We start from the raw sequence: 25,788 nt of genomic DNA, 5'->3' as shown, positions 1-25,788 counted from the left end.
CCTCGGTCGTCTGGAAGGAGGTCATGATGCCAGATCCCGCCAGTGGACAGAAATCCTGTGCGCATCCCGGATGTTCCTGCCCTGCTGAGAAGGGGCGGGAGTTTTGTTCCGACGCCTGTCGCAGTTCGTCGGCTCCCAGCGGAGCCTGTGCCTGCGGGCACAAGGGCTGCGCCACGAAGCATCCATTGCATTCATAGAGGTTCCATGCGGTGCAAGCGTATCGTCCACCATTTCAGATGAGGTGCCATCATGTTGAGCTGGGCTGTGACATTTTTAGTCATCGGGCTGATCGCGGGGGTGTTGGGAGTGAGCGGTGTGGCGGGGACCGCGACCCATATCGCCTATGTGCTGTTTGTCGTATTTCTGATTCTGGCGGTGATCGGCATGGTGATGGGCAAGCGCCCTCCCGCCGTCTAAAGGCCGCTCCTACTTTCTCGTGCGAACTGTGCGCACGATTGCTTCATAGAGCTGGCCGGCGGCGCGTTCTTTTGTCACAAAGACCGCCGCCCCGGCTCTGGTCATGGCCTCTTCTACATGGTGTTCGTTCTGAACCGACAATCCGATCACGACGATGTCGGGTTGCGCTGAGACGATGCGGCGGGTCGCTTCAATCCCGTCGATCCTCGGCATATTCACATCCATCACCACGACATCCGGCTTGAGCGCCGCGGCGATACTGATCGCCGACTCGCCGTCACCCGCTTCGCCGATAACCTCCAGGTCCTCGTAGTTGTCCAGCACGCTCCGTAGGCCTTGTCGAACCATTTCGTGGTCATCGACGAGGAGGATGCGAAGCCGTTCGGAAGGAGGAACGGGCGCGGCGACACGTTGTTTCGCGCGGGAGGACGCTGACCCCGGCTCGGATTGGGAGTTGCCGTCAATCGGGGCTGTCAGCGTGACGGTCGTGCCCTTGCCTTCCGTGGAATCCAAATTAAGACGCCCGCCGATCGCCTCAACGCGCTCTTGCACATTGAACAGGCCGAACCGGCCGGGGAGAGCCCGATCGGTTTCCGTCATTGTCGACAGATTGAATCCGCATCCCTGGTCGGAGACGGTGATGGTGACGATGTCATGGGTGCGGCACGAGAGGGAAATGGCGGCCTCCGTAGTCCGTGCATGCTTGACGACATTGAACAGCAATTCCCGAACACTTTGGTAGAGAATGACCGCGCTTTCCTCGTCCATGGGGAGATGATCGCGGTCACAATGGACGATGACGGTCAGCCCATGGGTTTTCATTTGGCCGCCTAGCCATTTGAGCGCCGCAGGTAAGCCGAATTGATAGAGCACCTGGGGGCTCAGTTCCGCCACGAGAAAACGAGTATAGTTGAGTGATTGCGTGAGGACGTCATCCGCCTCGCTCAGGAGTTGCAGGGTCTTGGAATCTTGCACGTGCGGTTTCGCCTGGCCCAGTTTCATGCGCCCGACCACGAGCAATTGCGCCAGATAATCGTGAAGTTCCGTCGCCAGCCGCCGGCGTTCTTGTTGTTCGGTCGCACTGAGGTCGGAGGCGAGGGCACGAAGACGTTCCTGTGAACGCACCAACGCTTGTGTTCGTTCATCCACCCGCTTCTCCAACTCGCCCGTCCATTGCTGCAACTGCTCTTCGGCATGCTTTCGGTCGGTGATGTCGATGGCTGAGCCGAGGTACCCGCTGAATTCTCCGTTCTGCGTCAGGAGCGGCACCCCCCGGTCGAGAATCCACCCATAGGTCCCGTCTTGACGGCGGAGGCGGTATTCCATTTCAAACGGCTCGTGCCGCGAGAAGTGCGCTTTGTAGACTCGCAGGTACTCGGCCTGATCGTCCGGATGAATGCCGGATGTCCATCCGCTGCCGAGCTCGTCTTCCAGGGGACGGCCTGTGTACTCAAGCCACGATCGATTCAGCCAGGTGCAGCGGGTGTCGGTGCCCGCCATCCAAACGAGCACCGGAGTGGCATCCGCCAACATGCGGAAATGGGCTTCGCTCTCCCGCAGCCCGGCCTCGGCCCGTTTGCGTTCGGTGATGTCGCGGACGATGGCATGCCAGCGTCTGTCGGGCTGGAGTTTGGCACTGATCTCCACGGACAGTGTCGCTCCGTCCCTCCTGCGCAACTTCCATTCACCGGAATGACGGTGTCCTTCCAGCAACTCGGCCTTGATCTCCCGCAGGCGTTTGTAGTCATGCGGATCGAGCAGGTCGGTCACGCCCATGCCGAGCAGTTCTTCGCGAGAATATCCCAGCATGTGACAAGCCCGACTATTCACATCCAGGTAATGGCCCGACATATCCGCCATGACGATACCGTCGGAAGCCTGCTCAAAAAGATGTCGAAACCGTTCTTCGCTTTCCCTCAGGGCCTGCTCTGTCCGTTTCCGGTCTGTGATGTTGGTGATGAGGACATAGAAGCCTTCGACTGTTCCCCCGGCTGTCCGTTCCGGGACATAGGTCGCCAGGAGCGTCTGTTCGTCGGTCTCACCAAGACTGGTAGTTTCGAATGAGATCTGCTCGCCCTCCAGTACCCGCTCGATGAAACGTTGTACTTGCGGATAATCCTGTTGCAGGAGTTCTTTGACAGAGCTTCCGACGATCTGCTCACGAGACCGTCCAAAATGCCGTTCATATCCGGCGTTCACAAAACGGTATCGTTCATCGCGGTCCACATAGGCGATGAGGCCGGGCAACGCATCGGTGACGACCCGCAGTTGTTCTTCGCTCTGTCGAAGCGCGGTTTCCGATCGTTTCCGTTCGGTAATGTCGAACATGACGCCGGTGATTTGTCGCGGATGCCCGGTCGAGTCGGGGAGCACCTGCCCGGTCACCGCAATCCAACTCTCACCGGGAGGGCTCGTGCGAAGGATCCGGCACTCAAGGTCGTAGGCGGTCCTGTTTTCAACCGCCTCGGCAACGGTCTGCTGCACCCGTTGTCGATCATCGGGATGAATCAGTTGTTGAAAGGCCGCGAAGGTGCTGGCGAAGCTCATGGGAGGGAGGCCGAAAATGGCCTCAAGTTCAGGGGAGAACACCAGCGACTCGTCGTCGAGGTCCTGGTGAAATGTGCCCATGCGGCCGGCTCTCAACGCCAGGCGATGCCGGGCTTCACGCTGTTGGAGAATTTGCATGATGTGTTTCTTCTGGCCGTCGGTGTGGTTCAGGCTTCCTGCCAGAAGCCAGAGGAACGCCAGCATGATCAGCATCACAGCGGCCACAGCCAGTGCCACGCCGAAATTGAAGTCGTACTTCCCCGACCGCTGGGCTGCAATGCGAATCCATCCGGCGAGTATCGGCAGCATGACGGCGAAGGGCAGGAGACGTCGCAACATCACCCCCCCGAGCTTCTCGCTGGTGAGGGTGGCCATCAGGCCCCTCGCCGGTCGCGCGCAGAGAATTCCCAGGCCCAATGTCACCAACAGGAGGGCGCTATAGACGGAGGTGGATGAGAAGGTCCCCACTTTGTAAAGGCTCTGAACCCCGTACAAATACCCGACCAGCCCGATGCAGCCGATCGTTCCTCCTATGAGTGCGGCAGACTGATCGAAGAAGTATGTCGCGAACGGTTTGGTATCAAGCCACAACAGTGTCAGTCCCAGCATCAGAATGGCGACGGCTGTGGCAGGAGCCGTGCGCCCAGGATGTGCATCGCTGGAGATTTCCGGGAGGGCAATGCGCCAGAGGTCGATTCCCAGGTCGAGAGCAAGGAGGTGTTCCGACAGGATCAGGCTGGCAAGCAGGCAGGCGACGATCGCGGAGCCCTGTGCAACATACCGCCGTGCGGTCGTGACGGCGCCCTCTTCAGCTTGCAACCAGAGGGATAGGCCGCAGAAGAGGACCGCCAACATGGTCGTGGGTTTCAGTGTGCGGAAAGACGTATGCAGATGGTACAGGATCGAATGGTCGTAGGCCCAGCAGAGCAATGTGAGGGCTGGGAACGCGATAGCCAGTCCGGCGGCCGATAGGACCACACGCTGCAATGTGAGGAGCATCGAGGTCATGCGAGAACAACATACCTTCGGTTGATGCCGTCACATCGTGCGATGAAGGCCTTTCGCAGGCTCTTCATCGAAGGACATACCCAGTGCAGGCACGAGAGTCGGTCAGGTCGGAACAGCAAGGCAAGCGGCGGTACACACGGGTACAAACAGCATACCGCGTTGGAAGACGATTGAGAACTGGGGGATACCCTAGTCCTCCTCCGTCAGGGGCGAAATCTCATATAGCGATCGCAGGGCAATGGCGGAGGATAATTTCGTAGAGTTGGCTGGCTGCGGATTCTTTCGGGAGGAATGCCACCGCTCCGGCTTCAGTCATGGCGACATGCACCTGGGGGTCGTTCCTCACCGAGATGCCGATGACGGCGATAGAGGGATATTCGCGCGACACGATGCGGGTGGCTTCGATGCCGTCGATGAGCGGCAGGTTCACGTCCATAATCACGACATCCGGGCGAAGCGAACGGACCATCACGACGGCGTCCTGGCCGTCGGCTCCCTCGCCGACAACGATCAGGTTCGCATAGCCATCCAGTATGCTGCGCAGTCCTTGCCGGACCATGGCGTGGTCGTCGACAAGCACGATTCTGATCCGTCGGGCAGGGTCTTTGGACGCGGCGGCCGGCGTATGCGAAGGAACCGTGGTGGGTGGCGTGGAAGGCGAGGCGGTGGCGCTCCCGGAGAGCGGCAGGCGGAGGATCGCGACGGTGCCGGCGCCGGGCGCGGCGGAGAGTTCGCATTCTCCTCCCAGCGTTTCCATCCGTTCCCGGATGCTGAGCAGGCCGAATTTTCCCCGGCTGTCCTCGCCGTCGGTCAGTTCCGTCACGTCGAATCCGACGCCTTCATCCTCGACGCAGATCCACAGCTCCCGTTGCTCATCGACGTTGATCGTGATGACAGCGCGATCTGTCTTGGCATGTTTGACGATGTTAAACAGCAATTCGCGGACCGATTGAAACAAGAGAACGGCCTGGTCGTCGGGCAGGGTAAACGACGTCGGACCCGTTTTGACCGTGACTTCAAGCGCGTGTTGCTTCATCCGCTCTCCCAGCCAGACCAGCGATTTGGAGAGGCCGAATTGGTAGAGGATGTGAGGGCTCAATTCGGCCACGAGCGATCGGGTGTAGGTCAAGGCCTGATCCAGCATCCCGTCCACGTTCGTCAGCGCGGCGGATGCGGTTTCATCCTGAACCTTGGAGATGGCTTGCGAAAGCCTGAGCCGGCTGGCCACGACGAGCTGCGCAAGATAGTCGTGCAATTCAACGGCGAGCCGTCGGCGCTCGCGTTGTTCAGTCAACGTCAGTTCCGAGGCCAGTGCCCGCAGCCGTTCCTGAGACAGGACGAGTTCATGCGTGCGTTCCTTGATGCGACGTTCGAGCTCAGCCGCGGACTCCTGCAGTTGGCGTTCCGCGCGTTTCCGTTCCGTGAGGTCCATGAGCACGTCCACCCCGCCGACCAATTCTCCGGCCGCGTTGCGAAGGGGGGTGGGGTGGGGTGCGACCGGGACCCGGGTTCCGTCCGGGCGTTCAATGATCGTTTCAAGTCCGCGTATCGGGCGATTGAGCCTGAGGCACTGGGCGAGCGGACAGGCTGCAAGCGGCATGGGGCGACCGTCTGGCCAGTAGACCCGCCATGAGCCGCACCATCTGGTGGTGCCGAGCACGGGTCTGGATCCCCAGAGATCCACAGCCGCCTGATTGTAGCGCGTGATTCGTCCCTCGGCATCGGTCGTGTAGACCGCGACCGGAAGGGCTTCGACCAGATTTGCCAGGTCACGCTCACCCTGTTTTCGTTCCGAAATCTCCCGGGCGACTTTTGAGGCGCCGACAATTCGGCCTCCCCGATCCTTGATCGGCGACACCGAAAGCGAAACGTCGATCATCGTTCCATCTTTGCGCTGCCGCACCGTTTCGTAATGGTCGATCCGTTGCCCCAGGCGGAGGCGTTCCAGAATTCTGGGTTCTTCATCGAGTCGGTCTTGGGGGATCAGGCGATGCACCGGCTGTCCGATCATTTCCTGTGCTGTGTATCCGAAGAGGCGTTGCGCCCCCTGATTCCAACTCATGATGCAGCCATTGAGGTCTTTGGAGATGATGGCGTCATCGGACGACTCCACGATCGCAGCCAGACGCGACAGGAGGAGATCAATCTGAAGCGGAATCTCGGAAGCAGTGGGGTTGTCTCCGTCTGTCGAATGCATCTCAGTGTGCCTCATTGTGCGAGAACAGAGACCGACTCAAGCGGCGGACCTGATACTAGGATGTCGGGCCCGGGTGAACAACTAGGCAAACCGCTAGCGTCTTCCAGGTCTGGACCGCGGGAAAATCCTAGTGGTTTGCCCGACAGTATGCCGTAAGGTACCGGCAGGACACAGCGAGACTCCTTCAACATGATGGCAAAACGATTGGAGCAAGTATGAAGCAGACATTGGGTGGCGAGATCGATGGAATGCGATTGAATGACTCCCGGCAAGCATCCGCACAGACAACTGCCGGTTCACTCGGTTCCTCTCGCGCTGTTCAGCAAGGCCCCTTGATTGAGGTGTCCGAGTCCGATGGCACGTTCAATGTCTATGCAGACTTTCGAGCGATGCCGGAGATGGCCAGTGCCGAGGAGATTGCCGTTGAGTTCGCCCGGCAGGGCATCATTCTCAGCAGCGGGTCGCATCAACGATACGTGCCGATCCCGACGGATGCCCAAATCGAACATGCCAGGGTGACCATCGACGCAGGCATCGTACGAATGTCCGTCCCGACCGCGGATTTGGGGCATCGCTGGCGCTCCATCGTCATGTGGTGACCGGCGACTCACCGTGGCACTCCCTCGTCTGCCAGCGCCTGTCGGATCGCGGCGTAGAGTTCGTCGACGGCCGACTCTTTCGAGAGCAAGGTGGTGGCGCCGGCCTGCAGCATGGCCTTCCGTGCCTCGGCAGTGTTGTGGACAGAGAGTCCGATGACGGCCACGTCCGGATGCCGTGCCTTGATTTCGACCGTCGCGTCGATCCCGTTGGTCTCCGGCATATTGATATCCATGACGATCACCGCAGGCCGCAGCCGTTCCACGAACTCGATGGCTTCGCGGCCGGTTGAAGCTTCGCCCACCACCGCGACGTCGTCATAATGTTCCAGCACGCTCCGCAATCCCTGGCGGACCATGGCGTGGTTGTCTACCAGCAGAATGCCGATTTTCGACGTGGGATGATGAGAATGGGAAAGGTGCTCCACGTCTGTGGACCGGGTCCGCAGCGAGGGTGCCCGTGATTCCGCCGGGGTCAGGGTGTCGTCGTCCTCCGGTTTCTCCCGGCTGTTCCAATAGGGCGTCGTGAGTGTGGCGCGTGTCCCGCCGCCCAGGACGGATTCGATGACCAATTGCCCACCCATCGCGGCCATGCGCTCTTGAATGCTGAACAACCCGAAGCGGTTGGCGGTGGTTCCGGGTCGATTCTTCGGCGCAGTGACAAACCCGCAGCCGTCATCGGCGACCACCACCTCCAACTGGCCGTCGGCTCTCACCGTGAGCACGATGGTCGCCTCTGTAGCCTTGGCATGTTTGAGCACGTTAAAAAGCAGTTCGCGCACGGATTGAAACAGGAGCACCGCCTGGTCTTCCGGCAGCGGCAGAGGCGCTGCGTCCTGTCGTACGGTGACGGTGAGCCCGTGGCGATGCATCTGTGTGGCCAGCCAGGTCAGCGCCTGGAGCAGGCCGAATTCCTTGAGGGTGGGGGGCGTCAACTCTGCGACGAGCGACCGGGTGTAGTCCAGGGATTGAGTCAGGGCATGGTCGGCGTCTTTCAACAGTTCGGGGATCCGTTCCCCCGTGACCAGAGGAATGGTCTGCCGTAATTTCATCCGCACGACCACAAGCAGTTGGGCCAGGTAGTCGTGGAGCTCCGTGGCCAGTCGTTTGCGTTCCCGTTGCTCGGTCAGGTTCAACTCCGTCGCCAACGCACGAAGCTGCTCCTGCGATTGCAGCAACTCCGATGTTTTTTGGCTGACGGCCCGTTCAAGGTCCACGCTCCATCGTTGCAGGCGTTTTTCGGCTTCCTTGCTTTCGGTGACGTCGAAACTCGCCCCGATATAACCCAGGACGCCTCCGTCGGCAGAGAGATTCGGCATGCCGACAGAACGAATCCATCGATAGGTGCCGTCCCGTCGACGACAGCGCAAAGAGGCCTCGAAACGGGTTCGGCCCTCGACCGCCTGCCGGTAGACCGCGGCCGCCTGGTCGCGATCGTCCGGATGGACGTGGCGAGCCCAGTCGAATATGTCGATCTGGCCCAGGTGGTCGATGCCCAGGAAATCGAGGCAGGTCTGGTTGACGAATTCGCAGCCGGCTGGTCCGTTCATCCAGATGATCACCGGCGCGCTGTCGGCCAATGTCCTGAAGCGCATTTCGCTTTCGCGCAGCCGACGATCGGCCTCGTCGCGTTCCCGCAGGAGGCGGGCCTTTTCTTCAGCGAGCGTGATGAATGTGTCACGCTGCCGGGCCAGCTCCTCCCGCTGCCGGTACAGGTCCAGGAAAATCCCGGTCTTGCTGCGCAACACGTCCGGCTCAATGGGCTTGTAGAGAAAATCCACCGCGCCGGCCTGGTAGCCGCGAAAGCGGCGCAGGTTGTCTTGAGGCCCTGCCGTCAGAAAAATAATCGGCACATGCTGGGTGCGCCGGGAGCCACGCATGAGTTCCGCCAGTTCAAAGCCGTCCATGATCGGCATCTGGACATCGATGACAGCCAGGGCGATGTCGTGTTGGAGCAACAGCTCGAGCGCTTCCCTCCCGGACCTGGCGCGTAACATTTCGACGTCGTCACGGGACAGGACGGCGCTCAGGGCCACGAGGTTGGACTCATGGTCGTCGACTAAAAGGAATTTGGCCGGTGAATCGGTCAGCACTGGACGGTGCCTCCACAGGCGCACAACAGCTCCGCGAGTGTATGCAGGTTCATCGCTCGCGCCTTCGGACAGGCCGTCAAGGCGGATTCCGGCATCATGCGGGCTTCGGCAGAATCCGGGCTTTGCACCACGACGATCCCGCCGGCTTCGCGGACTGCGCGAGCCCCCTTGGCGCCGTCCTCGTTCGCGCCGCTGAGAATGATCGCCAGTAAGTCCTTGCCGTACGCGTCCGCAGCCGATTCGAAGAGCACATCGACCGACGGGCGGGAGAAGTTCACCGGTTCCTCATTGGACAGCGACAGGCGTCGATCCCGCTCCACGAGAAGATGATAGTCGGGCGGAGCGAAGTAGACGGTTCCGGGCACGATGGGCTCCTTATCCTCTGCTTCCTTGATCGCAATCCGGCACTTGGTCCGCAACAAGGCCGGAATACTGTTGGGCTTGTCGGCCGGCACGTGTACCGTCACCAGAATTGCCAGCGGAAAGTCTGCCGCCAGCGGGGGCAGGAGGCACGACAGCGCGGTGACCGCGCCGGCGGACGCGCCGATGACGATGGCGCGTGGTTCTCGCAGGCATCCATGCAGGGGGAGAGCCGTCACTCATCGCCTCGTTTCTGATAAATCCGCTCGCCGGGAAGTAACTCCGTGAACGCCTTGACGTGGGCGTTGAAACGGAGGCTCTCTCTGGCGCCGATACCGAGAAATCCTTTTCGGACGAGGGCCTCCTTGAACAGGCCGATCGCGCGGTCTTGCATCGGCCGGTCGAAATAAATCAGCACGTTCCGGCAGGACACCAGATGCACCTCGGCAAAGACCGAATCCGAGACCAGACTATGGTCGGAAAAGACCGTCCGCCGCCGGAGCGTTTTATCGAACCTGGCCGCCCCGTACGCGGCCGTGTAGTAGTCTGATAGCGAACCCCTCCCGCCGGCCAGACGGTGGTTCCTCGTAAAGAGAGCGATCCGCTGGAGATCGTAAACCCCGGCCTCTGCCTTGGCGAGCGCGCCGGCATTGATGTCGGTGGCATAAAACATGGTCTTACTCTCCAGCCCTTCCTCACGGAACAGAATGGCGAGGGAGTACAATTCTTCACCCGAACTGCAGCCGGCCACCCAGACCTTCAACGAGGGATAGGTCTTGAGGTGGGGAAGGATCTGTTCCCGTAGCGCGCGAAAATAGCCGGGATCGCGGAACATATCGCTGACCTGCACGGTCAGGTAGTCCAGCAACTGAGGAAGCACCGCATGATCGTGCAGCATCCTATCTTGTAGCCCGGAAAAGGTGGTGCACCCGATGCGTTCGCGTGCCAGCAGGAGCCGCCGTTTGATCGAGGCCTTGGAGTAGCCTCGAAAATCATAGTGATACCGTTGATACACGGCCTCAAGGAACAGCTGCAGTTCGATATTTTCTGTCTTCATCGCCGTGTCGGAGGTCATCGGGGCATCCATACGCGCACGAGCGACAGCAATTGATCGACATCGAGCGGTTTGGCCATGTAGTCGTTCGCCCCGGCGGCCAGCGCCTGCTCCTGGTCGTTTTTCATCGCCTTGGCCGTCAGGGCGATGATGGGAAGTGTGTCCCATTCGGGCCGTTCGCGGATGGCGCGCATGGCCGTGAGGCCGTCCATTTCAGGCATCATGATATCCATCAGCACCAGATCGATCAGCCGGTCGTCGTGTTGAAGCGATTCCTCCAGGATGCGCAGCGACTCGCGGCCGTTCCGCGCGATCTCGATCTTCGCCCCATGCGGTTCCAGGACCGCGCTCAAGGCAAAAATGTTCCGTACGTCGTCTTCGACGATGAGAATGCGCCGGCTTTCCAGCACGGCGTTCCGGCTGCGCGCCTTCTCCAACATCCGCTGTTGCTCCGGTGGAAGCGCCGTCACGACCTGGTGCAGAAACAGGGTCACTTCGTCCAACAACCGTTCCGGAGATTTCGCGCCCTTGATGATGATCGAACTCGAATATTTGCGCAGCCGCTGCTCCTCATCGGGAGAAAGCTCCCGGCCCGTATAGACGATCACCGGTGGAAACGCGAGGTGCTCCTCCCGGCTGAGGGTTTCGAGCAACGAAAAGCCCGACGCATCGGGCAGCGTGAGGTCGAGCACCATGCAATCGAAGGTTCGCTCGGCGAGATGGGCGAGACATTCCGCCGCGCTGTCCGCGCCGATCGTTTCGACTTCGTCCGAACCGAGCAGTAGACGCAGGCTCTCCCGCTGGGCGGGGTCGTCCTCCACGATCAGCACTCGCCGCGGTTTATCCGTCAGCCTGGTCTCGAATTGCCGGAAGGCCTCCACCAGCTGCTCCCGTTTCACCGGTTTGAGCATGTAGCCGACGGCGCCTAACGAGAGCGCGGTCCTCTCATAATCGTGACCCGAGACGACGTGAATCGGAATATGTCGCGTCCGGGGATCGGCTTTCAGGCGATCGATGACGGAGAGCCCGGAGTGGTCGGGAAGTCCGATATCGAGGATGATCGCGCTCGGCAGGTAGCGCGAGGCCAGCGCCAGGGCATCGGCCGCTGTCGTGGCGACCAGGACCTGAAAATTCAGTTCATGGGCCAGGTCCGCAAGAATCTTCGAAAAGGGTTCGTCATCCTCGACGATCAAAATCACCCGCCTGTTGGCGGCCAGCTGTTCCCGATCATCCTCGATGTGTGTCGTCGCCACCCGGCTCTCAGACGGGATTGCAGGGATGGGGGGAATGTCGCCGGGCCTCATCGGTTTGGGCGGCGATTGTGGATGGAGGGAACGGGCAGGCGTAGGAAATGGCGCGGACGATAAGCGTTGGGGGAGGAGCACGGTGAAGCTGCTGCCCTGGCCCGGGGTACTCGTCAGATGAATGTCTCCCCCCAGCAATCGAACGAATTCGCGCGAAATGGAGAGTCCGAGTCCGGTTCCCCCGTATTTTCGACTGGTGGTGCCGTCGGCCTGGCAGAAGGGTTCGAAAATCAACTCATGCTGGTCTTGCGGAATGCCGATGCCGCTGTCTTGAACCGTGAACGCCAGACGCCCGTCCGAGAGGCGGGATACTTCCAGCGACACTTCGCCGACCTCGGTGAATTTGATGGCGTTCGACAGGAGATTCTTCAACACCTGTTCGAGCCGTTGCGAGTCGGTTTCGAACGAGTCGGGCGTGCCCGGCCGCTGTTGCATGGTGAGCCGGAGCCCCCGTTGTTCCGCGAGTGGTTTGAATATCGATCTCAAGCTGTCGAGCAGCCGCGGGATCGGCACTGGTTGCGGGGTGAGGTCGATACGTCCGGCCTCCACCTTGGCCAGGTCCAGGACGTCGTCGATCAGCGCCAGCAGGTCGTGGCCGGAGGATTCGATCGTTGTGAGGGACTTGATCTGGTCGGCGGTGAGGTTGCCCTGTGGATTGTCGGCCAACAGTTTCGTCAGGATCAGCGTCGAGTTCAGGGGGGTCCGCATTTCGTGCGACATGTTGGCCAAAAACTCGGACTTATAGCGACTGGCCCGCTCTAACTGTCTGGTTTGCGATTCGAGAATCGCCGTCGATTGATTGAGATCTTCCTTCTGAATTTCAAGGATTTGAGCCTGCTCTTCCAATTGGGAGTTGGTCTGTTCCAGTTCCGCCTGTTGCTGTTCGAGGCGGCTGTGCGATTCCTTCAGCGCCCGGCTCTGTTCCTCGAGTTCTTCGTTGGCGACGCGGAGTTCCTCACTTTGCACTTGCAACTCTTCGGCTTGCCGCTGGGTCTCCTCCAGGAGATCCTGAAGGCGAGTCCGGTATCGGGCCGACCGGACGGCGACGGCGATCGATTCCGCCACGCGATCGACAAACTCCCGGTCGGATTCCGTCACGCGAGTAAAGAATCCGAGTTCCAAAACGCTGTTGACGCGTCCATCGACGGTCAACGGCGCGATCATCAGGTGGCGTGGGGCACTCCGTCCCAAAGCGGAGCCGATGGTGAAATACCCTTCCGGCAAGTCATGCACCACGACCGTGTGTTTGTGCTGTAGCGCCTGGCCCAGGAGTCCGTCGCCCGCTGCGAACCGTTCCGGCATGGCAGTGCCTTCCGGGACGCCATAGGTCGCCGTGCGGTGAAAGCCGCGCCCGTCGTCGATGAAAATGGCGCCGGCCTCAGCTCCCAGGTATTTTGCGAGGCAATGCAACAGGTTTTCGCCCAGGCTGTTCAGCGCCAACTCTCCCATCATCCGTTCGCTGAGGAGCGTCTGGCCTGCCCGTATCCATTCTTCTTTGCGCACGGCGATCCGGTTGCGGATGAAATGCGCGCCGAAGGCCGCCAGCGCCCAGGAGGTAATGATTCCAACCAGGCGATTGATGCGTGAAACGGAGGGGTCGATGCCAGGGGCGCTGAGCAAGAGGCCCGCTAGAGTGAGGATTGTCACCGCTCCTGCCACGGCCACCGGCGTGACAGGAAACCAGAAGAGATAGGCGAGCACGACCGGGATCAGGTAGAGCACCCACACGGTGATGCCGAGCGGCGTGTAAAAATCCAGCACGAAGACGGTTGCCAGAGAGAAGACGATTGCTCCGGACAGCAGGGGATTGGGGGATTGTTGGAATCGTCTCATGGGACCTGCAGCAGTTCCTTCCGGGCGACCTGGATGGTCTGGTACAAGTCTTCCACGGCGGCCTCTTTATTGAGAAAGGCCGCAGCCCCTGCTTCTCTCATCACGCGTCCCACATGGGCAGCGTTTTGGACGGAGAGCCCGATGACGATCGTCGCCGGAAGGACTTGCTTGATCCGCCTGGTGGCTTCGATTCCGTCCATTTGCGGCATGTTGACGTCCATGAGGACGACGTCGGGCTGTAGCTGTATCGTCAGGGTGACGGCCTCTTCACCATCGGCTGCCTCTCCCACGACCTGGATATTCCCATAGGCGGCCAGAAGTCCGCACAAGCCCTGTCGCACCATGGCATGGTCGTCGGCGATCAAGACGCGGATGGGGCGATCGACAGGTTCACGTTCGTCGGCGAGGCCTTCCCGCACAGTCGCCGCGTGTGCCGTCTTGTGAGACAGAGCGCCCGGTACGCTCGCGTCGGCTCCTGCCTGTGGTTTCGCGCGAGGCTGTCTCGGTGCAAGCGGTGCGGTCAATGTGGCTTCGGTGCCTTGACCGGGATGGGATTGCAATTCAAAACGGCCGCCAAGCGCGAGCATACGCTCCCGTATGCTGAAAAGTCCAAAGCCGGAGATGCCCGAGGATCTCGTCGCAGGAATGGAATCGGGAGGGGAGAAGCCTCGGCCCTGGTCTGCGACGGTGATATGCAGCCATCCCTCCTCTTCCCTGACCGTGATCCGGGCCTGTTTGGCAGAGGCATGCTTCACGATGTTCATGAGCAGTTCGCGTACGGATTGGAACAGCAACATGGCCTGGTCCTCAGGCAGGGCGAGATGATCTGTTCCGAGCTCCAGGGATACCTGCAGGTCCCGTTGCATCATTTGTTCCGCCAACCACTTTAGGGCCATCGGCAATCCGAATTCTTTCAGAATCGGCGGGCTGAGTTGGGCCACAAGGGTGCGGGTATAGGTCAGGGCCTGATCCATCACGTCCTGCAACTCGCTCAGGATCTTTCCCAGGGCCGTCGTCATGGGTTGCTGTTTGGCCTGGGCCAGACGGATTCGGCTCAGGGCCAGAAGTTGCGCCAGATAATCGTGCAGTTCAGTTGCCAGATGTTGCCGTTCCCGCTGTCCGGCGAGATTCAATTCGGTGGCGAGCGCCCGCAGCTGTTCCCGGGACTGAGACAGTTCGAGGGTGCGTTCCACGACCCGCTGCTCCAGGTCGGAGGCGGACCGCTGGAGGGCTTCCTCCACGTGCTTTCGTCGCGTAATGTCGTAATTGATCCCGACCATCCGGACGGCCTGTCCCTGGTCGTTCTTCACCGCCGTCCCGTGCCCGGAGAGCCAGCGGATCGAGCCGTCCTGCGCGATCACTCGAAATTCTTGAGAGAATGAACCCGTCAGCTCGGCTTGCGCGGCCGCTTCCCTCACGCGGGGCACATCGTCGGGGTGGATGGATTCGTAGAACTGCTCCGCATGGGTGAGGGGCTTGTCTTTCGGTCTATCGAACAACTCGTATTGTTTGGCGTCCCAATCGGTTGCTCCGGTCGAGAGGTCCGCGTCCCACGCACCCATCGAGCCGGCTGCCATGGCCAAACGAAGTCGTTCCTCATTGGACCGCAATAACTCGCCGGCCCGAGCCCGTTCGATCCCGACGGCCAGTGTCCTGGCTATCGTCTGGGCCAAGCCTATCTCCTGCTCGTCCATCACGTGGGGCCGGTCGAAATACATCATGAACTTGCCGAGTAACCGGCCGCCATACGTCAGCGGGATAAATCCCAGCGCGGAGACACCTTCGCTCTGAATAACGGATCGCAAAGACGTGTGGAGGTCGGATGCGGCGACATCGGGAATGAAGATGGCCGGGGGATCCTGCTGGTCGGGAATCCAGGGGGAATGGCCCTCGACTGCCTCTCGATAGGCTTGCGACAGGCCGCGCCAGGCTTCGAAGCGCATCACGCCCTCGTCGTCGAACAGAAGAATCGAGGCGCGGTCCGCATGCAGGGCCTCGATGATCGTGTCGATGGCTTTCTCGTAGAGGCCGGTCAAGGCCTCCGCCCGGTTCACGACATCGGCCAGGTCGTACAAGAGGGATTGTCGGTGGGTGAGGGCCAGGAGTTCCGCTTCCTGACGTTTGCGGTCGGTGATGTCGAGCCCCACGGCCAGGATATGGCGCAGTTCGCCGTCTTCCCGAACCCCGCCCACACTGACTCTGGTCCAGACCGCGGAGCCGTCCTTTCGCCGGTATCGCTTCTCAATCACGAAGTCCGGACCGCCGGCGGTCAACCGATGAAAGAGCACGAGGTTGGCCGGCAGGTCATCCGGATCGGTGACCTGCTGCATGTTCATCCCGAGCAGTTCAGCTGCACTGTATCCGAGCAACTCGCAGAAGCGTTGATTCACGAACAGGAATCGCCCGTTGAGATCGGTCTGCGCGACGGCAGCCGTCGCTTGGCTGACGATGGCCTCAAACCTTGCCTCGCTGTGTGCAATCTCCCTTTGCGCCTCACGTCGGACGCGCGCCATGTCGAGATGGGTGGCGACTCGCGCGAGTAATTCACGGGCGCCGAAAGGTTTGACGAGATAGTCGTCCGCGCCACGCCCCAGCCCTTCGATTCTGGACTCTTCGCCTGCGCGCGCGGAGAGCAAAATGACGGGAATGGTCTTGAGGGCGGGGTCGTCGCGCAGGGCTTGAAGCAGTCCGAAGCCGTCCAGTTGCGGCATCATGATATCGCTGAGAATCAAATCCGGCGGTTGCCGGCGGGCCTCGATCAGGGCGGACATGCCTTCCGGCATGGCAATGACGTGATACCGATCCGCCAAGAGACGGGCGATGTATTGCCGCATATCCGCATTGTCATCGACCACGAGAACCCTGGGTCGGGCCGTCTCCGCGCTCGTTGTGGAGAGAGGGGCTTCGGCAGGATCAGGCCTCCCGTCCGCCGGCTTCGTCGCGTGTTGCGGTTCGGGCAGCCAGTGGAGCGCTTCCTCCAGATAGGGCCCGACTCCCGTCGTGGGTGTGGTTGGTCGGCCGTGCGGGACGACCTTATCCGGCGGGAGATGGGCGTTTCCGAACGGCAGCGTAACGACAAAGGTGCTGCCTTGGTCCACCTGGCTGTTGACCCGGACGGTTCCTCCGTGAAGTTGGACCAACTCCTGAACCAGCGCCAAGCCGATACCGCTTCCTTCATAAGTCCGGCTGCGCATATCCTGCACGCGATAAAAACGTTCGAAGAGCCTCGGGAGGGCCTCCGGTGGAATGCCGACGCCGGTATCCTGGACGCGTAGTTCCACCCCGCCCGTCTGCGCATGCAGTGAGAGCGTGATGTCACCCTGGAAGGTGAATTTGAAGGCGTTGCTGAGCAGGTTCAGAACGATCTTCTCCCACATGTCACGATCGACATACACCGGATCAGGCAATGGCGGGCAGTCGATACGGAATACCAATCCTGCCTGTTCCACGGCCGATCTGAACTGGCTTGCGAGATCGGTGCTATAGGCTGCCAGATCGGTCGGTTCATAGCGCGCCTCAACGCGGCCTGCTTCCAGTCGCGAGAATTCCAACAGCGTGTTGACCAGTTTCAACAGCCGCAGACTGTTGCGATGCGCCACTTCGAGGCGGGGCGCATGGGGACGCTCACGCAGTTCCTCCTCCAGCGGCCCGAGCATGAGGGTGAGCGGTGTTCGAAATTCGTGACTGACATTGCTGAAGAACGCGGTCTTGGCGCGATCGAGTTCGGTCAGGGCTTCCGCCCGGCGTTTTTCGGAAGAGTAGGCCTCCGCATTAGTAAGGGCTCCTGCGATGTGAGACTCGACCATGGTGAAGAACGAGCGGTAGTCGTCGTCCAGCGGCCGGCGGGGGTTGATCCCTGCCACCAGTATGACGGCACGGCCATCCCAGCGTACCGTGCTGAGCGGCAGGAGGAGGGCTTGCCCGGTCGGTTCCGACCAGGACCCGCCGGGCAGTGGCCCGAAGCGGTCGCCTACGTCGTCGACGATAACCGGAACGCCTTCTTGGAGAGGGGCTGACAGCGGCCACCCGGAATCAGGCTCCTCCGGCGTGAGGCTCACGGTCTGTTGCCGAGCCGGATTTTCCGGAGGCAGTCCCGTGGAAGCGATTAAGTGTGCGTGCCGACGATCCCGGTCGATATGGTAGAGGAGCGCAAAGGGAACGTCGGTTTGATCGGTAGCGAGCGCTTCCATGGCCAGATTGCAGGCATCTTCCTGGCTATGGGCGAACCCTGACCGGGAGGCCAGTTCACGCAGGAGGCGCATGCGCCGGTCGTTTAAGACCCGATAGGTGGTTTCCTGGACGATATTCAGGATGCCCTCGACTGCGCCGTTTTGTCCGCGAATGGGGTTGAAGCTATAGTCGAAATAACATTCCTCGGTATAGCCGAACCGTTGCATGGGCAAGAGTTCGTCGCCTCGCCAGACGGCTTGACCGGTAGTCTGGACGCTATGGAGAAGGGGACTGATGGTGTCCCACAACTCAGGCCACACCTCGTGGGCCGCGCGACCGAGCGCCCAAGGGTGCTTATCGCCAAGGATAGGCCGCCAGGCGTCGTTATAGAGGAGCCAGCCTTCCGACCCCCAGTAGATGGCCATGGGATATTGCGCCGTCAGACAGACACCGAGGGTGGACACGAGTGCGGCGGGCCAATTCTCGATCGGCCCAAGCGGGGTCCGGCGCCAATCGAATGCCCGGATCCGGCCACCCATCTCACTGCCGGTCAACCAACTGAAGGTTTCGCTCGCATTCATCTGCCGGTCAATCGCATCGGGGGTGAATGATGACTCTGTGTGCCAGGTCATGGACGGACTCTAGGGGCCAAGACGCAACATGCACAATGCGCATGGGTAGTAGCACCTTGAGCCAGGTCGCCCCACTAGTGAAACCCCTAGTTCGACACCGGCGTGTATGACACCGTACCTTATTTTGCGGGGAAAGGGGGGGGAATCTCAGGCGCCGTGGTGTCCATCACCCGGACAGCCTGTTGGCGATCATCGAGTTTGAGGGTGACACGTTGACCCACGGACAAATTGAGAAAGAGTTCCGGTTTTGGGATTTGAAAAGCCACTTCCCGACCAAGATCGGTCTTGAGCAGTCCCTGTTTCGCGATCAAATCCACTTTTTCCAACACCCCGGACACGGTGTTCTGTGGATCTGTCGCCGGATCCGCCATGAGATAAGCATGCGGAGTATTTGCTGGATGGGGCGGCAGCACCGGTTTCGGATCGGGTGGAAGCGGAACGGGGTCGGACGGTTTCGGTGGAACGGTCGGCCCGGGACCGGGATGCGGAATCGGAGCCGGCGCCTCGTTCCATGAAGGACTCCACCCCGTCAGCAAGGCTCCACTTACCAGGCCGACTCCGATGATGGTGCGTAACATGATGACCTCCTTTCCCCGGTTACTGGCGACTGACGATCAAATGCGGGGCGGCTAGGCCGTACCACCGGAGGAACTCGGGACTGTTTCCATCACCATCTTATGGCATTCTACAGCGCAACGGCGGCAGGCTGTCGCGCATTCTCCACACAGGGCATGATGCGGCGCATGTTGCTCACAGACTCCCGCACAGACCTCACAAATTTCGGCGCACAACGCGCAAAGCTGGACAGCAAAGGCCGAAGTGCGGCCCATCCACTGGGCTGCAAGGAGGCAGATATCGGAACAATCCCGGCAGAGCCTGATGCATCGTGTCATCACATCTGCCTCTCCCCCTTCATGAGACATGCCGATCATATCGTCCCCGCAGGTGTTGCACATGCGAGCGCAATCCAAACAGGCTTGAATACATTCGAACCGGTGCTGCGCGATGGAATGGTTTGATGCCGCGATCGTCATAGGCCGTCCTCCAGTTCAGATTGACAAGTTCATTCTAACGTTCCACGATTCAAGAGGTACTAGGGAAACCTCTCGACACATCCCGATAGCCGCTCGAATGAAGCCGATCGAACAGCTAGGGGTATGACCAGCTGGGCATCCTGCGTGGTCTGAGTTAAAGTGACTGCGCGCATCGCCTGTGAGACCGACTGCGCGTGGAACGACTGTGACCGTGGATGCGGGAGGGTGTTGCATGGAGCGAGCCGAAGTTTTGAAGGCATGTCAGGCGCAGGAACAGACACCGCAGCCGTTTTTAGTGCGAGGCCGCACTTGTTGGCGTGTGGAACGAAGCGATCGATGCGGATTCTTGATCGATGGGGAAGCGTATTTCAAGACGTTTCGGGATGTGGCATTGCACGCCAAACATTCCATCATGATTGTCGGATGGGATCTCGATACGCAGATCGAATTAGTCAGGGGTCCGGCAGAGCCGTCCGAATTTCCGTCGAAACTCGGGGAGTTTGTGTCGGCGCTCCTACGGCGTAAGCGGAAGCTGAGAGTCCATGTGCTCAATTGGGACTTCGCCATGATCTACGCTCTGGAGCGTGAATGGATGCCGACGGCCCAGACGGGCTGGAGCGGCCACCGTCGGCTCTCCTATCAGGTGGATGGGCAGCATCCTATCGGCGCCTCGCATCACCAGAAGCTTGTGGTCATCGACGACACGATTGCTTTTGTCGGAGGGCTGGATTTGACGAAATCCCGATGGGATACCCCTGCGCATGCTTGCCAGGATCCCCTTCGGGTCGACGCGGACGGGCAACCCTATGCGCCGTTTCACGATGTTCAGATGATGGTGTCGGGTGAGGCGGCCGCTGCCTTGGGTGAGTTGGCTCGTGACCGATGGTTTAACGCGACGGGACGGCGACTTCCCCTTGCCATTCAACGACCAGTGGAGGAGCTCTGGCCGGTCGCCCTCGTGCCGGACGTGGAACCGTGCGGCGTCGGTATCATGCGCACCCAGCCTGCCTATGCGGGGCAACCTGAGGTCCGGGAGATCGAACTGGCCTATCTGGAAGGAATCAAGCGCGCTCGCCGCTCTATTTATATCGAGTCGCAGTATTTTACGTCCAATGCGATCAGTCGGGCCCTGGCGGCCCGGCTCATGGAGCAGGATGGTCCGGAAGTCGTGTTGGTTCTTCGTCACAGTTGCGACGGATGGTTGGAACGCCAGACGATGGATGCGCTCCGTTCCCGTATCCTGCATGAGCTGGAACTTGCCGACCATTATGGACGTCTGCGCATCTACGCGCCTACCGTGCCGGGCACGCAGGGCAGGGACATGGTGGCGGTGCACAGCAAGTTGCTCATCGTTGACGAAGATTTTGTTTGCCTGGGGTCGGCCAATGTGTCGAATCGTTCGATGGGATTCGATACGGAGTGTAATCTCGCGATCGAATCCGGCGGGACCTCCCGGCTCCAGGCGGTGATTGCGAGATTGCGCAATGGATTGATCGGGGAACATCTCGGCGTCGAGCCTGAGCTGGTGGCTGAGCATGTCCAGCGGCTGGATTCCCTGGGGCCTGCGATCGATCACCTGCGGGGCGGCGATCGAAGCCTGGAAGATGGATGCTTCGACAAGAGCCCCGCCGAAGCCATTTCAATCCCGGAACAACTCCTGATCGACCCCGAACGTCCCATGGCCGCGGATGAGGTGTTGGGGGCCGTGGTTCAACATCGGGAGCGGGCACATGTGGGGCGCCGGGTGTTCCTTGGATATACGGTGCTGCTCCTGCTGGGCCTCTTGGCGGCTGCGTGGCGTTGGAGCCCTCTGAGTGAGTGGATGAATGTGAACGACCTGGTCGATGCCGTGCGGGCCCTCGGCCAGGGACCTACCGGTTCGCTCGTCATGCTGGGCGGTTTCCTGGTGGGTGGTTTTCTCGCGGTTCCTATCACGGTGTTGATTGTGGTGACGATTCTGGCGTTCGGCCCGCTGGTCGGTGCGCCATCCGCCCTGGCCGGCGCGCTCCTAAGCGCGGTGACCATTTTTGGCCTGGGTCGGGCCTTGGGTAGATATCGAGTGCAGCGTTTTGCCGGCCGTCGAGTGGCGCATTTGAGCCGCCGGATTGCCCAAAGAGGATTCTGGGCGATTCTGATCGTCAGGCTCCTGCCTATCGCGCCCTTTTCCATGGTCAATCTGGTTGCCGGGGCGACCTCGCTGTCGCTCCGCGATTTTCTGCTGGGGACGGCGCTCGGCATGAGCCCCGGAATTGTGCTGATGTCGGCGTTCGTCGACCGTTTGGCGGAAGCCCTGCGCAATCCGAGTCCCGTCGCCTTTGGCGTGCTGGGCCTGCTCATGGCTGCGGCATGGAGTGTCGCCTGGTACGTGTCGCGGCGGTTACAGGTCAGGGACACCCCACCGGATGTCGGCAACGTTCAGCAGGTGGCGCCGGCCGCCTGAGGCCGTGTGAATAGGAGCACGATGCGTCTGCGGGTAGCCTCCTACAATATCCATCGCGCTATCGGACGGGACGGGCGATATGAGCCCGGTCGCATCCTGCGTGTCGCGCAAGAACTCAACGCGGACATCATTGCGTTGCAGGAAGTTGATTTTCCAAGGCAGGACCACGCTCCTATTGCGCCGTGGCTGGCGCAGAAAACCGGGATGATAGCCATCGGCGGACCTGTGTGGTCACGGGAAGGTGTGGGGTATGGCAACGCGCTGCTGAGCCGGTACCCGGTGGATCGGGTACGGCGATGGGATCTCTCAGTGGGTCGGCACGAACCGAGGGGCGCGCTGGATGTCGAGCTCACAATCTGCGGCCGAACGGTTCACGTGCTCAATACCCACCTGGGACTGTGGCCTCGCGAACGGCCGCAACAAGCGGATCGATTGTTGGAACTCCTGGCACTCAGCCGGCGTGATCTCACTATTTTGATGGGAGACCTGAATGAGTGGCACGGATGGGGAAAATCCTTGCGCGGGTTGCGTCGGGTGTTCGGTTCCCCGGCTGCTCCGGTCACCTTTCCCGCTCGATGGCCGGTGTTGGCGCTGGACCGGATCTGGATCTTTCCCGCTCAGGCGCTACTCACAGTGGAAGCGCACGATACTCCCCGGAGCCGACTGGCCTCGGACCATCTGCCGGTCAAGGCCGATATTTACCTTCCTTGAGACGTGAACCGTGAGGCGTAAAATGTGGGGCGCAAAACGTGACACGTCGCCACTTTTCCCGGGCTGTTCCCGCGCAGGTGGCGTCATAATCCGTCGGAGGAAGTGCTCCTGGATACGTTTTACGTCTGCCCGTTCACGTTTCACAGCGAACGGCTTGCCGCAACCTCCGGCGTGACCGCATGGCCACCGCTCAGTTTCGAAAAACGAACCGAGCAGGAAGGGCAGTAGGTATGGGTCAACCGGTAGTCCCCGCTGGTCAGATGATGGGTGTGGAGATAGGCGTCCAACGTTCCCCATCCCGGTTCTCTCTCATCACGTCGTGAATCGTCTCGCACATTGTTGCAACCGCAGCAAATGGGAATGAACCGTGGCGTTGTCATGGCTACACCTCCAGGGTTGAGGGTGTTGAACGGATTCTTTAGCAGCATACGTGACGCCCCTAGCCGGTCCACTAGGAGTAGCCCTAGTCCGTACACAAGGGTCGTCACTCGCGTCGATAACTAGGGCTTCCACGAGCTAGCCCCGTTCGATATGCATGATAGGTTTCCGTAGCAGTATGGAATGTCTCATTGGAAAGGAGCTGAACATGGCACGAGCGGCAGGATTTGTTTCGACGGTTTTCGAAATGCTGAAAGAGGATCACGACAAGGTCAAGAAGCTGTTTGAGGATTTCGAATCGGCGGAGGGACGGGAGCGGGGCGAGATTGCAAAAACGGCGATCCAGGAGCTGGAAATTCATGCCGACCTGGAAGAACGTTTGATTTATCCGGCAATTCGAGCGGAGGTGGATGCAGCGGACATGATGAACGAGGCGATTGAGGAACACCACCTCGTCCATGTGCTCATCGCCGAATTGAAGAAACTCAAACCTGGCGACGAGAAATTTCAGGCCAAGTTCAGCGTTTTAAGTGAACTGGTGAAGCACCATATCGAGGAAGAAGAAGGTGAAATGTTTCCGAAAGCCGAAGAGTGCGACATCGATTGGGAATCGTTAGAGGCCAGTGTCATGAAGCGCAAGGAGACGTTGCTGGCCAAAGCATCCGGTCGAAAAACCGGCACCCGCCCATCCAGGAAAACAATTCGGTAGATGCCGGCGAAGGCCGACCAGGGGAGGACTGTGCCATGCCCAAAGATCGTTCCAAGCGGGAGAATGAGAAAACCGCTGCCCTTGACAGCGCGCGGGAGAAGTCCGGCGATCACTTTCTGACCACCGATCAAGGCCTGCGCATCAACGATGATCAGAACAGCCTCAAGGCGGGGGCTCGCGGCCCGACATTGCTGGAAGATTTCATCCTACGGGAAAAAATCACGCATTTCGACCATGAGCGTATTCCCGAGAGGGTGGTGCATGCCAGGGGCGCCGCCGCGCACGGCTATTTCCAAGTGTATAAGTCGCTCGCATCGCTGACGAGGGCAAAATTTTTACAGGACCCGCAGGTCAAGACCCCGGTCTTTGTGCGTTTTTCGACCGTCGCCGGGTCCCGAGGTTCCAGTGATCTGGCGCGGGATGCGCGCGGCTTCGCCGTGAAGTTTTACACGGAGGAAGGGAATTACGACCTGGTGGGCAACAACATCCCGGTCTTCTTCATCCAGGATGCGGTGAAATTCCCGGATCTGGTCCATGCCGTGAAACCGGAACCTCATCATGAGATGCCGCAGGCGGCCTCGGCGCATGACACGTTCTGGGACTTTATCTCCCTGATGCCGGAATCCATGCACATGATCATGTGGGTCATGTCGGATCGGGCCATCCCCCGGAGTTTCCGCATGATGGAAGGCTTCGGGGTGCATACCTTTCGCTTCGTGAATGCCAAGGGCGTCGGACGGTTCGTGAAATTTCACTGGAAGCCGCTCCTCGGTGTACATTCACTCTTGTGGGACGAGGCGCAGAAAATTTCCGGCTTGGATCCCGATTTTCACCGGCGTGATTTGTGGGAGGCGATCGAGGCGGGGCAGTACCCGGAATGGGAGCTCGGGGTGCAGATTGTGGAGGAGAAGGACGAACAGAAGTTCGACTTCGATCTTCTGGATCCGACGAAGCTCATTCCCGAGGAACTGGTGCCGGTGGTTCGAATCGGCAAGATGACGCTCGATCGGAATCCGGATAATTTTTTTGCCGAAACCGAACAGGTGGCGTTCCATCCCGGCCACCTCGTTCCCGGCATCGATTTCACGAACGATCCGCTGTTACAAGGTCGACTCTTCTCATATACGGACACTCAACTCATTCGACTGGGCGGACCGAACTTCCATGAGATTCCCATCAATCGACCGCTGGCGCCGTTGCATAACAATCAACGCGACGGCCATATGCGGCAGACGATCAATTCCGGGCCGGTGAGTTACCAACCGAATACATTGGGGGGTGGTTGTCCCATGCAGGCCAAGGCGGATATGGGCGGGTTCCTGAGTTATGCCGAACGGCTGCCCGGCAGCAAAGTGCGAGAACGGAGCAAGAGCTTTTTCGACCATTTCAGTCAGGCTGCGCTGTTTTGGCGAAGTCAGTCTGAACCGGAGCAAGAGCATTTGGTGCAGGCGTTGCAGTTTGAACTAGGCAAGGTCGAGAACCTCCCGATTCGGGAACGAATGGTCGGCATGCTGTCCCAGATCGACAAGGGCCTGGCTGGGCGGGTCGCGGAGGGCTTGGGTATGCCGGTGAAGAGGATCGAGGGGCTCCTCAATTTGAGTATCCCCGCCGACGGTGATCCGAAGGACTTTCAACCCAAGCGCGCTGTGACTTCGCTGGACAAGTCTGCGGCGCTGAGCATGGTGTTGGCTCCAAAGGAAGGCATTCAAACCAGAAAGGTGGCGATTCTGGTTGCCGATGGAGTCGATGGCGAGGCGGTCAAGGGAATGCAGATGGCCTTGGTCGCCGCCGGAGGGCAGGGCAAGATTGTGGCGACCCGTTCGGGAAGCCTCAAGGCTGCGAACGGAAGTGAGCTGAAGATCGATTTCAGCCTGTTGACGACGGGATCGGTGTTATTCGATGCGGTCTACATTCCAGGCGGTGAACAAAGCGTCAGCGCATTGTTGCGAACCCCCAAAGCGAGAATGTTCGTTCAGGACGCCTACCTGCATTGCAAGGCGATTGCCGCGACGGGGAAGGGGGTTGCCTTTTTTGAAGCGGCGGTCGGGGCAGCCTACCCGGAGGCGGAACATGGAAGCAAAACCAGACAGACGCCCAAAGACTGGTCGCAGGATTCAGGAATCGTTCTGGCGCCGGACTCTTCGCCCAAGCAGATCGCAGCCCGCTTCATAAAGGCTATCGAGATGCATCGCCATTGGGCCAGAGAAATTAGACTCGCCAGTCCCTCATGACGTGAAATGTGATCTAAACGTGAGACTGGTTGTACTGAGGGGAGCCGCCGTCCACACCGTGATGGTGTGGGCGG

Annotated in this window: 16 protein-coding genes; 6 read left to right on the top strand and 10 right to left on the bottom strand. The window is 60.2% G+C overall.

Annotated elements, in window-relative coordinates; all coding sequences use genetic code 11:
• Positions 1-249: 249 nt before the first annotated feature.
• On the top strand, positions 250-417 hold the full coding sequence (locus tag NSND_RS05110; protein ID WP_080877964.1) for a DUF1328 domain-containing protein: 168 nt from the start codon (positions 250-252) through the stop codon (positions 415-417).
• Between the two features lie 9 nt (positions 418-426).
• Here the strand turns inward: NSND_RS05110 and NSND_RS05105 are convergent, their stop codons facing one another.
• Both NSND_RS05105 and NSND_RS05100 read right to left on the bottom strand, forming a co-directional pair.
• Complete coding sequence (locus NSND_RS05105; RefSeq protein ID WP_080877963.1) at positions 427-3,972, bottom strand: PAS domain S-box protein; 3,546 nt, start codon at positions 3,970-3,972, stop codon at positions 427-429.
• 217 nt (positions 3,973-4,189) lie between these two features.
• Positions 4,190-6,169 (bottom strand): PAS domain S-box protein, encoded by a 1,980-nt coding sequence (locus NSND_RS05100; RefSeq protein ID WP_200810505.1) that lies wholly within the window; start codon positions 6,167-6,169, stop codon positions 4,190-4,192.
• 215 nt (positions 6,170-6,384) lie between these two features.
• Between NSND_RS05100 and NSND_RS05095 the strand changes: the two genes are divergently transcribed.
• A complete protein-coding gene (locus NSND_RS05095; protein WP_080877961.1) occupies positions 6,385-6,768 on the top strand; it encodes a hypothetical protein in 384 nt (127 codons plus the stop codon).
• Between the two features lie 8 nt (positions 6,769-6,776).
• Here NSND_RS05095 and NSND_RS05090 read toward each other — a convergent pair whose 3' ends face one another.
• The 7 genes from NSND_RS05090 to NSND_RS22060 all read right to left on the bottom strand — a co-directional run bounded on the left by NSND_RS05090 (position 6,777) and on the right by NSND_RS22060 (position 19,245).
• Positions 6,777-8,858 carry a response regulator gene (locus NSND_RS05090; protein ID WP_080877960.1) on the bottom strand — a complete coding sequence of 694 codons (2,082 nt, stop codon included), beginning with the start codon at positions 8,856-8,858 and terminating at the stop codon, positions 6,777-6,779.
• Positions 8,852-9,457, bottom strand: coding sequence for a chemotaxis protein CheB (locus tag NSND_RS05085; RefSeq protein ID WP_200810504.1), 606 nt, complete (start codon positions 9,455-9,457; stop codon positions 8,852-8,854). The genes NSND_RS05090 and NSND_RS05085 overlap by 7 nt, the downstream gene beginning before the upstream one ends.
• Entirely contained in the window at positions 9,454-10,293 is an 840-nt protein-coding gene (locus NSND_RS05080) for a CheR family methyltransferase (protein ID WP_235000176.1), read from the bottom strand. The genes NSND_RS05085 and NSND_RS05080 overlap by 4 nt, the downstream gene beginning before the upstream one ends.
• Positions 10,290-13,409: a hybrid sensor histidine kinase/response regulator gene (locus tag NSND_RS05075; protein ID WP_080877958.1), complete on the bottom strand. Its 3,120-nt coding sequence runs from the start codon at positions 13,407-13,409 to the stop codon at positions 10,290-10,292. Before NSND_RS05075 ends, NSND_RS05080 begins: the two co-directional genes overlap by 4 nt.
• Positions 13,406-18,211 (bottom strand): response regulator, encoded by a 4,806-nt coding sequence (locus NSND_RS05070; RefSeq protein ID WP_080877957.1) that lies wholly within the window; start codon positions 18,209-18,211, stop codon positions 13,406-13,408. Before NSND_RS05070 ends, NSND_RS05075 begins: the two co-directional genes overlap by 4 nt.
• Positions 18,212-18,330: 119 nt before the next feature.
• Positions 18,331-18,789, bottom strand: coding sequence for a hypothetical protein (locus tag NSND_RS05065; RefSeq protein ID WP_080877956.1), 459 nt, complete (start codon positions 18,787-18,789; stop codon positions 18,331-18,333).
• 51 nt (positions 18,790-18,840) lie between these two features.
• Positions 18,841-19,245 carry a four-helix bundle copper-binding protein gene (locus tag NSND_RS22060; protein ID WP_080877955.1) on the bottom strand — a complete coding sequence of 135 codons (405 nt, stop codon included), beginning with the start codon at positions 19,243-19,245 and terminating at the stop codon, positions 18,841-18,843.
• A 232-nt stretch (positions 19,246-19,477) separates the two neighbouring features.
• Here NSND_RS22060 and NSND_RS05055 point away from each other — a divergent pair, with 232 nt between their 5' ends.
• Positions 19,478-21,685 carry a VTT domain-containing protein gene (locus NSND_RS05055; RefSeq protein WP_080877954.1) on the top strand — a complete coding sequence of 736 codons (2,208 nt, stop codon included), beginning with the start codon at positions 19,478-19,480 and terminating at the stop codon, positions 21,683-21,685.
• A 21-nt stretch (positions 21,686-21,706) separates the two neighbouring features.
• Positions 21,707-22,396 carry an endonuclease/exonuclease/phosphatase family protein gene (locus tag NSND_RS05050; protein WP_080877953.1) on the top strand — a complete coding sequence of 230 codons (690 nt, stop codon included), beginning with the start codon at positions 21,707-21,709 and terminating at the stop codon, positions 22,394-22,396.
• 140 nt (positions 22,397-22,536) lie between these two features.
• Here the strand turns inward: NSND_RS05050 and NSND_RS05045 are convergent, their stop codons facing one another.
• Complete coding sequence (locus tag NSND_RS05045; RefSeq protein WP_080877952.1) at positions 22,537-22,776, bottom strand: hypothetical protein; 240 nt, start codon at positions 22,774-22,776, stop codon at positions 22,537-22,539.
• A gap of 206 nt (positions 22,777-22,982) precedes the next feature.
• On the opposite strand from NSND_RS05045, the gene NSND_RS05040 reads away from it, so the two are divergent.
• Together NSND_RS05040 and NSND_RS05035 are read left to right on the top strand one after the other, a co-directional pair.
• On the top strand, positions 22,983-23,483 hold the full coding sequence (locus tag NSND_RS05040) for a hemerythrin domain-containing protein (protein ID WP_159450642.1): 501 nt from the start codon (positions 22,983-22,985) through the stop codon (positions 23,481-23,483).
• Between the two features lie 35 nt (positions 23,484-23,518).
• Positions 23,519-25,714: a catalase gene (locus NSND_RS05035; RefSeq protein ID WP_080877950.1), complete on the top strand. Its 2,196-nt coding sequence runs from the start codon at positions 23,519-23,521 to the stop codon at positions 25,712-25,714.
• Positions 25,715-25,788 lie beyond the last annotated feature (74 nt).

The organism is Nitrospira sp. ND1 (assembly GCF_900170025.1).
In the GTDB taxonomy this organism is placed as follows: Bacteria; Nitrospirota; Nitrospiria; order Nitrospirales; family Nitrospiraceae; genus Nitrospira_A.
Note: the sequence above shows the minus strand (reverse complement) of the source record. Positions and strands in the feature narration are given on the sequence as shown.

Coding starts and splice junctions, on each gene's coding strand:
- NSND_RS05110 (WP_080877964.1), top strand. CDS start 250: ATGTTGAGCTGGGCTGTGACATTTTTAGTCATCGGGCTGATCGCGGGG.
- NSND_RS05105 (WP_080877963.1), bottom strand. CDS start 3,972: ATGACCTCGATGCTCCTCACATTGCAGCGTGTGGTCCTATCGGCCGCC.
- NSND_RS05100 (WP_200810505.1), bottom strand. CDS start 6,169: ATGCATTCGACAGACGGAGACAACCCCACTGCTTCCGAGATTCCGCTT.
- NSND_RS05095 (WP_080877961.1), top strand. CDS start 6,385: ATGAAGCAGACATTGGGTGGCGAGATCGATGGAATGCGATTGAATGAC.
- NSND_RS05080 (WP_235000176.1), bottom strand. CDS start 10,293: ATGACCTCCGACACGGCGATGAAGACAGAAAATATCGAACTGCAGCTG.
- NSND_RS05075 (WP_080877958.1), bottom strand. CDS start 13,409: ATGAGACGATTCCAACAATCCCCCAATCCCCTGCTGTCCGGAGCAATC.
- NSND_RS05070 (WP_080877957.1), bottom strand. CDS start 18,211: ATGACCTGGCACACAGAGTCATCATTCACCCCCGATGCGATTGACCGG.
- NSND_RS05065 (WP_080877956.1), bottom strand. CDS start 18,789: ATGTTACGCACCATCATCGGAGTCGGCCTGGTAAGTGGAGCCTTGCTG.
- NSND_RS22060 (WP_080877955.1), bottom strand. CDS start 19,245: ATGACGATCGCGGCATCAAACCATTCCATCGCGCAGCACCGGTTCGAA.
- NSND_RS05055 (WP_080877954.1), top strand. CDS start 19,478: ATGGAGCGAGCCGAAGTTTTGAAGGCATGTCAGGCGCAGGAACAGACA.
- NSND_RS05050 (WP_080877953.1), top strand. CDS start 21,707: ATGCGTCTGCGGGTAGCCTCCTACAATATCCATCGCGCTATCGGACGG.
- NSND_RS05045 (WP_080877952.1), bottom strand. CDS start 22,776: ATGACAACGCCACGGTTCATTCCCATTTGCTGCGGTTGCAACAATGTG.
- NSND_RS05040 (WP_159450642.1), top strand. CDS start 22,983: ATGGCACGAGCGGCAGGATTTGTTTCGACGGTTTTCGAAATGCTGAAA.
- NSND_RS05035 (WP_080877950.1), top strand. CDS start 23,519: ATGCCCAAAGATCGTTCCAAGCGGGAGAATGAGAAAACCGCTGCCCTT.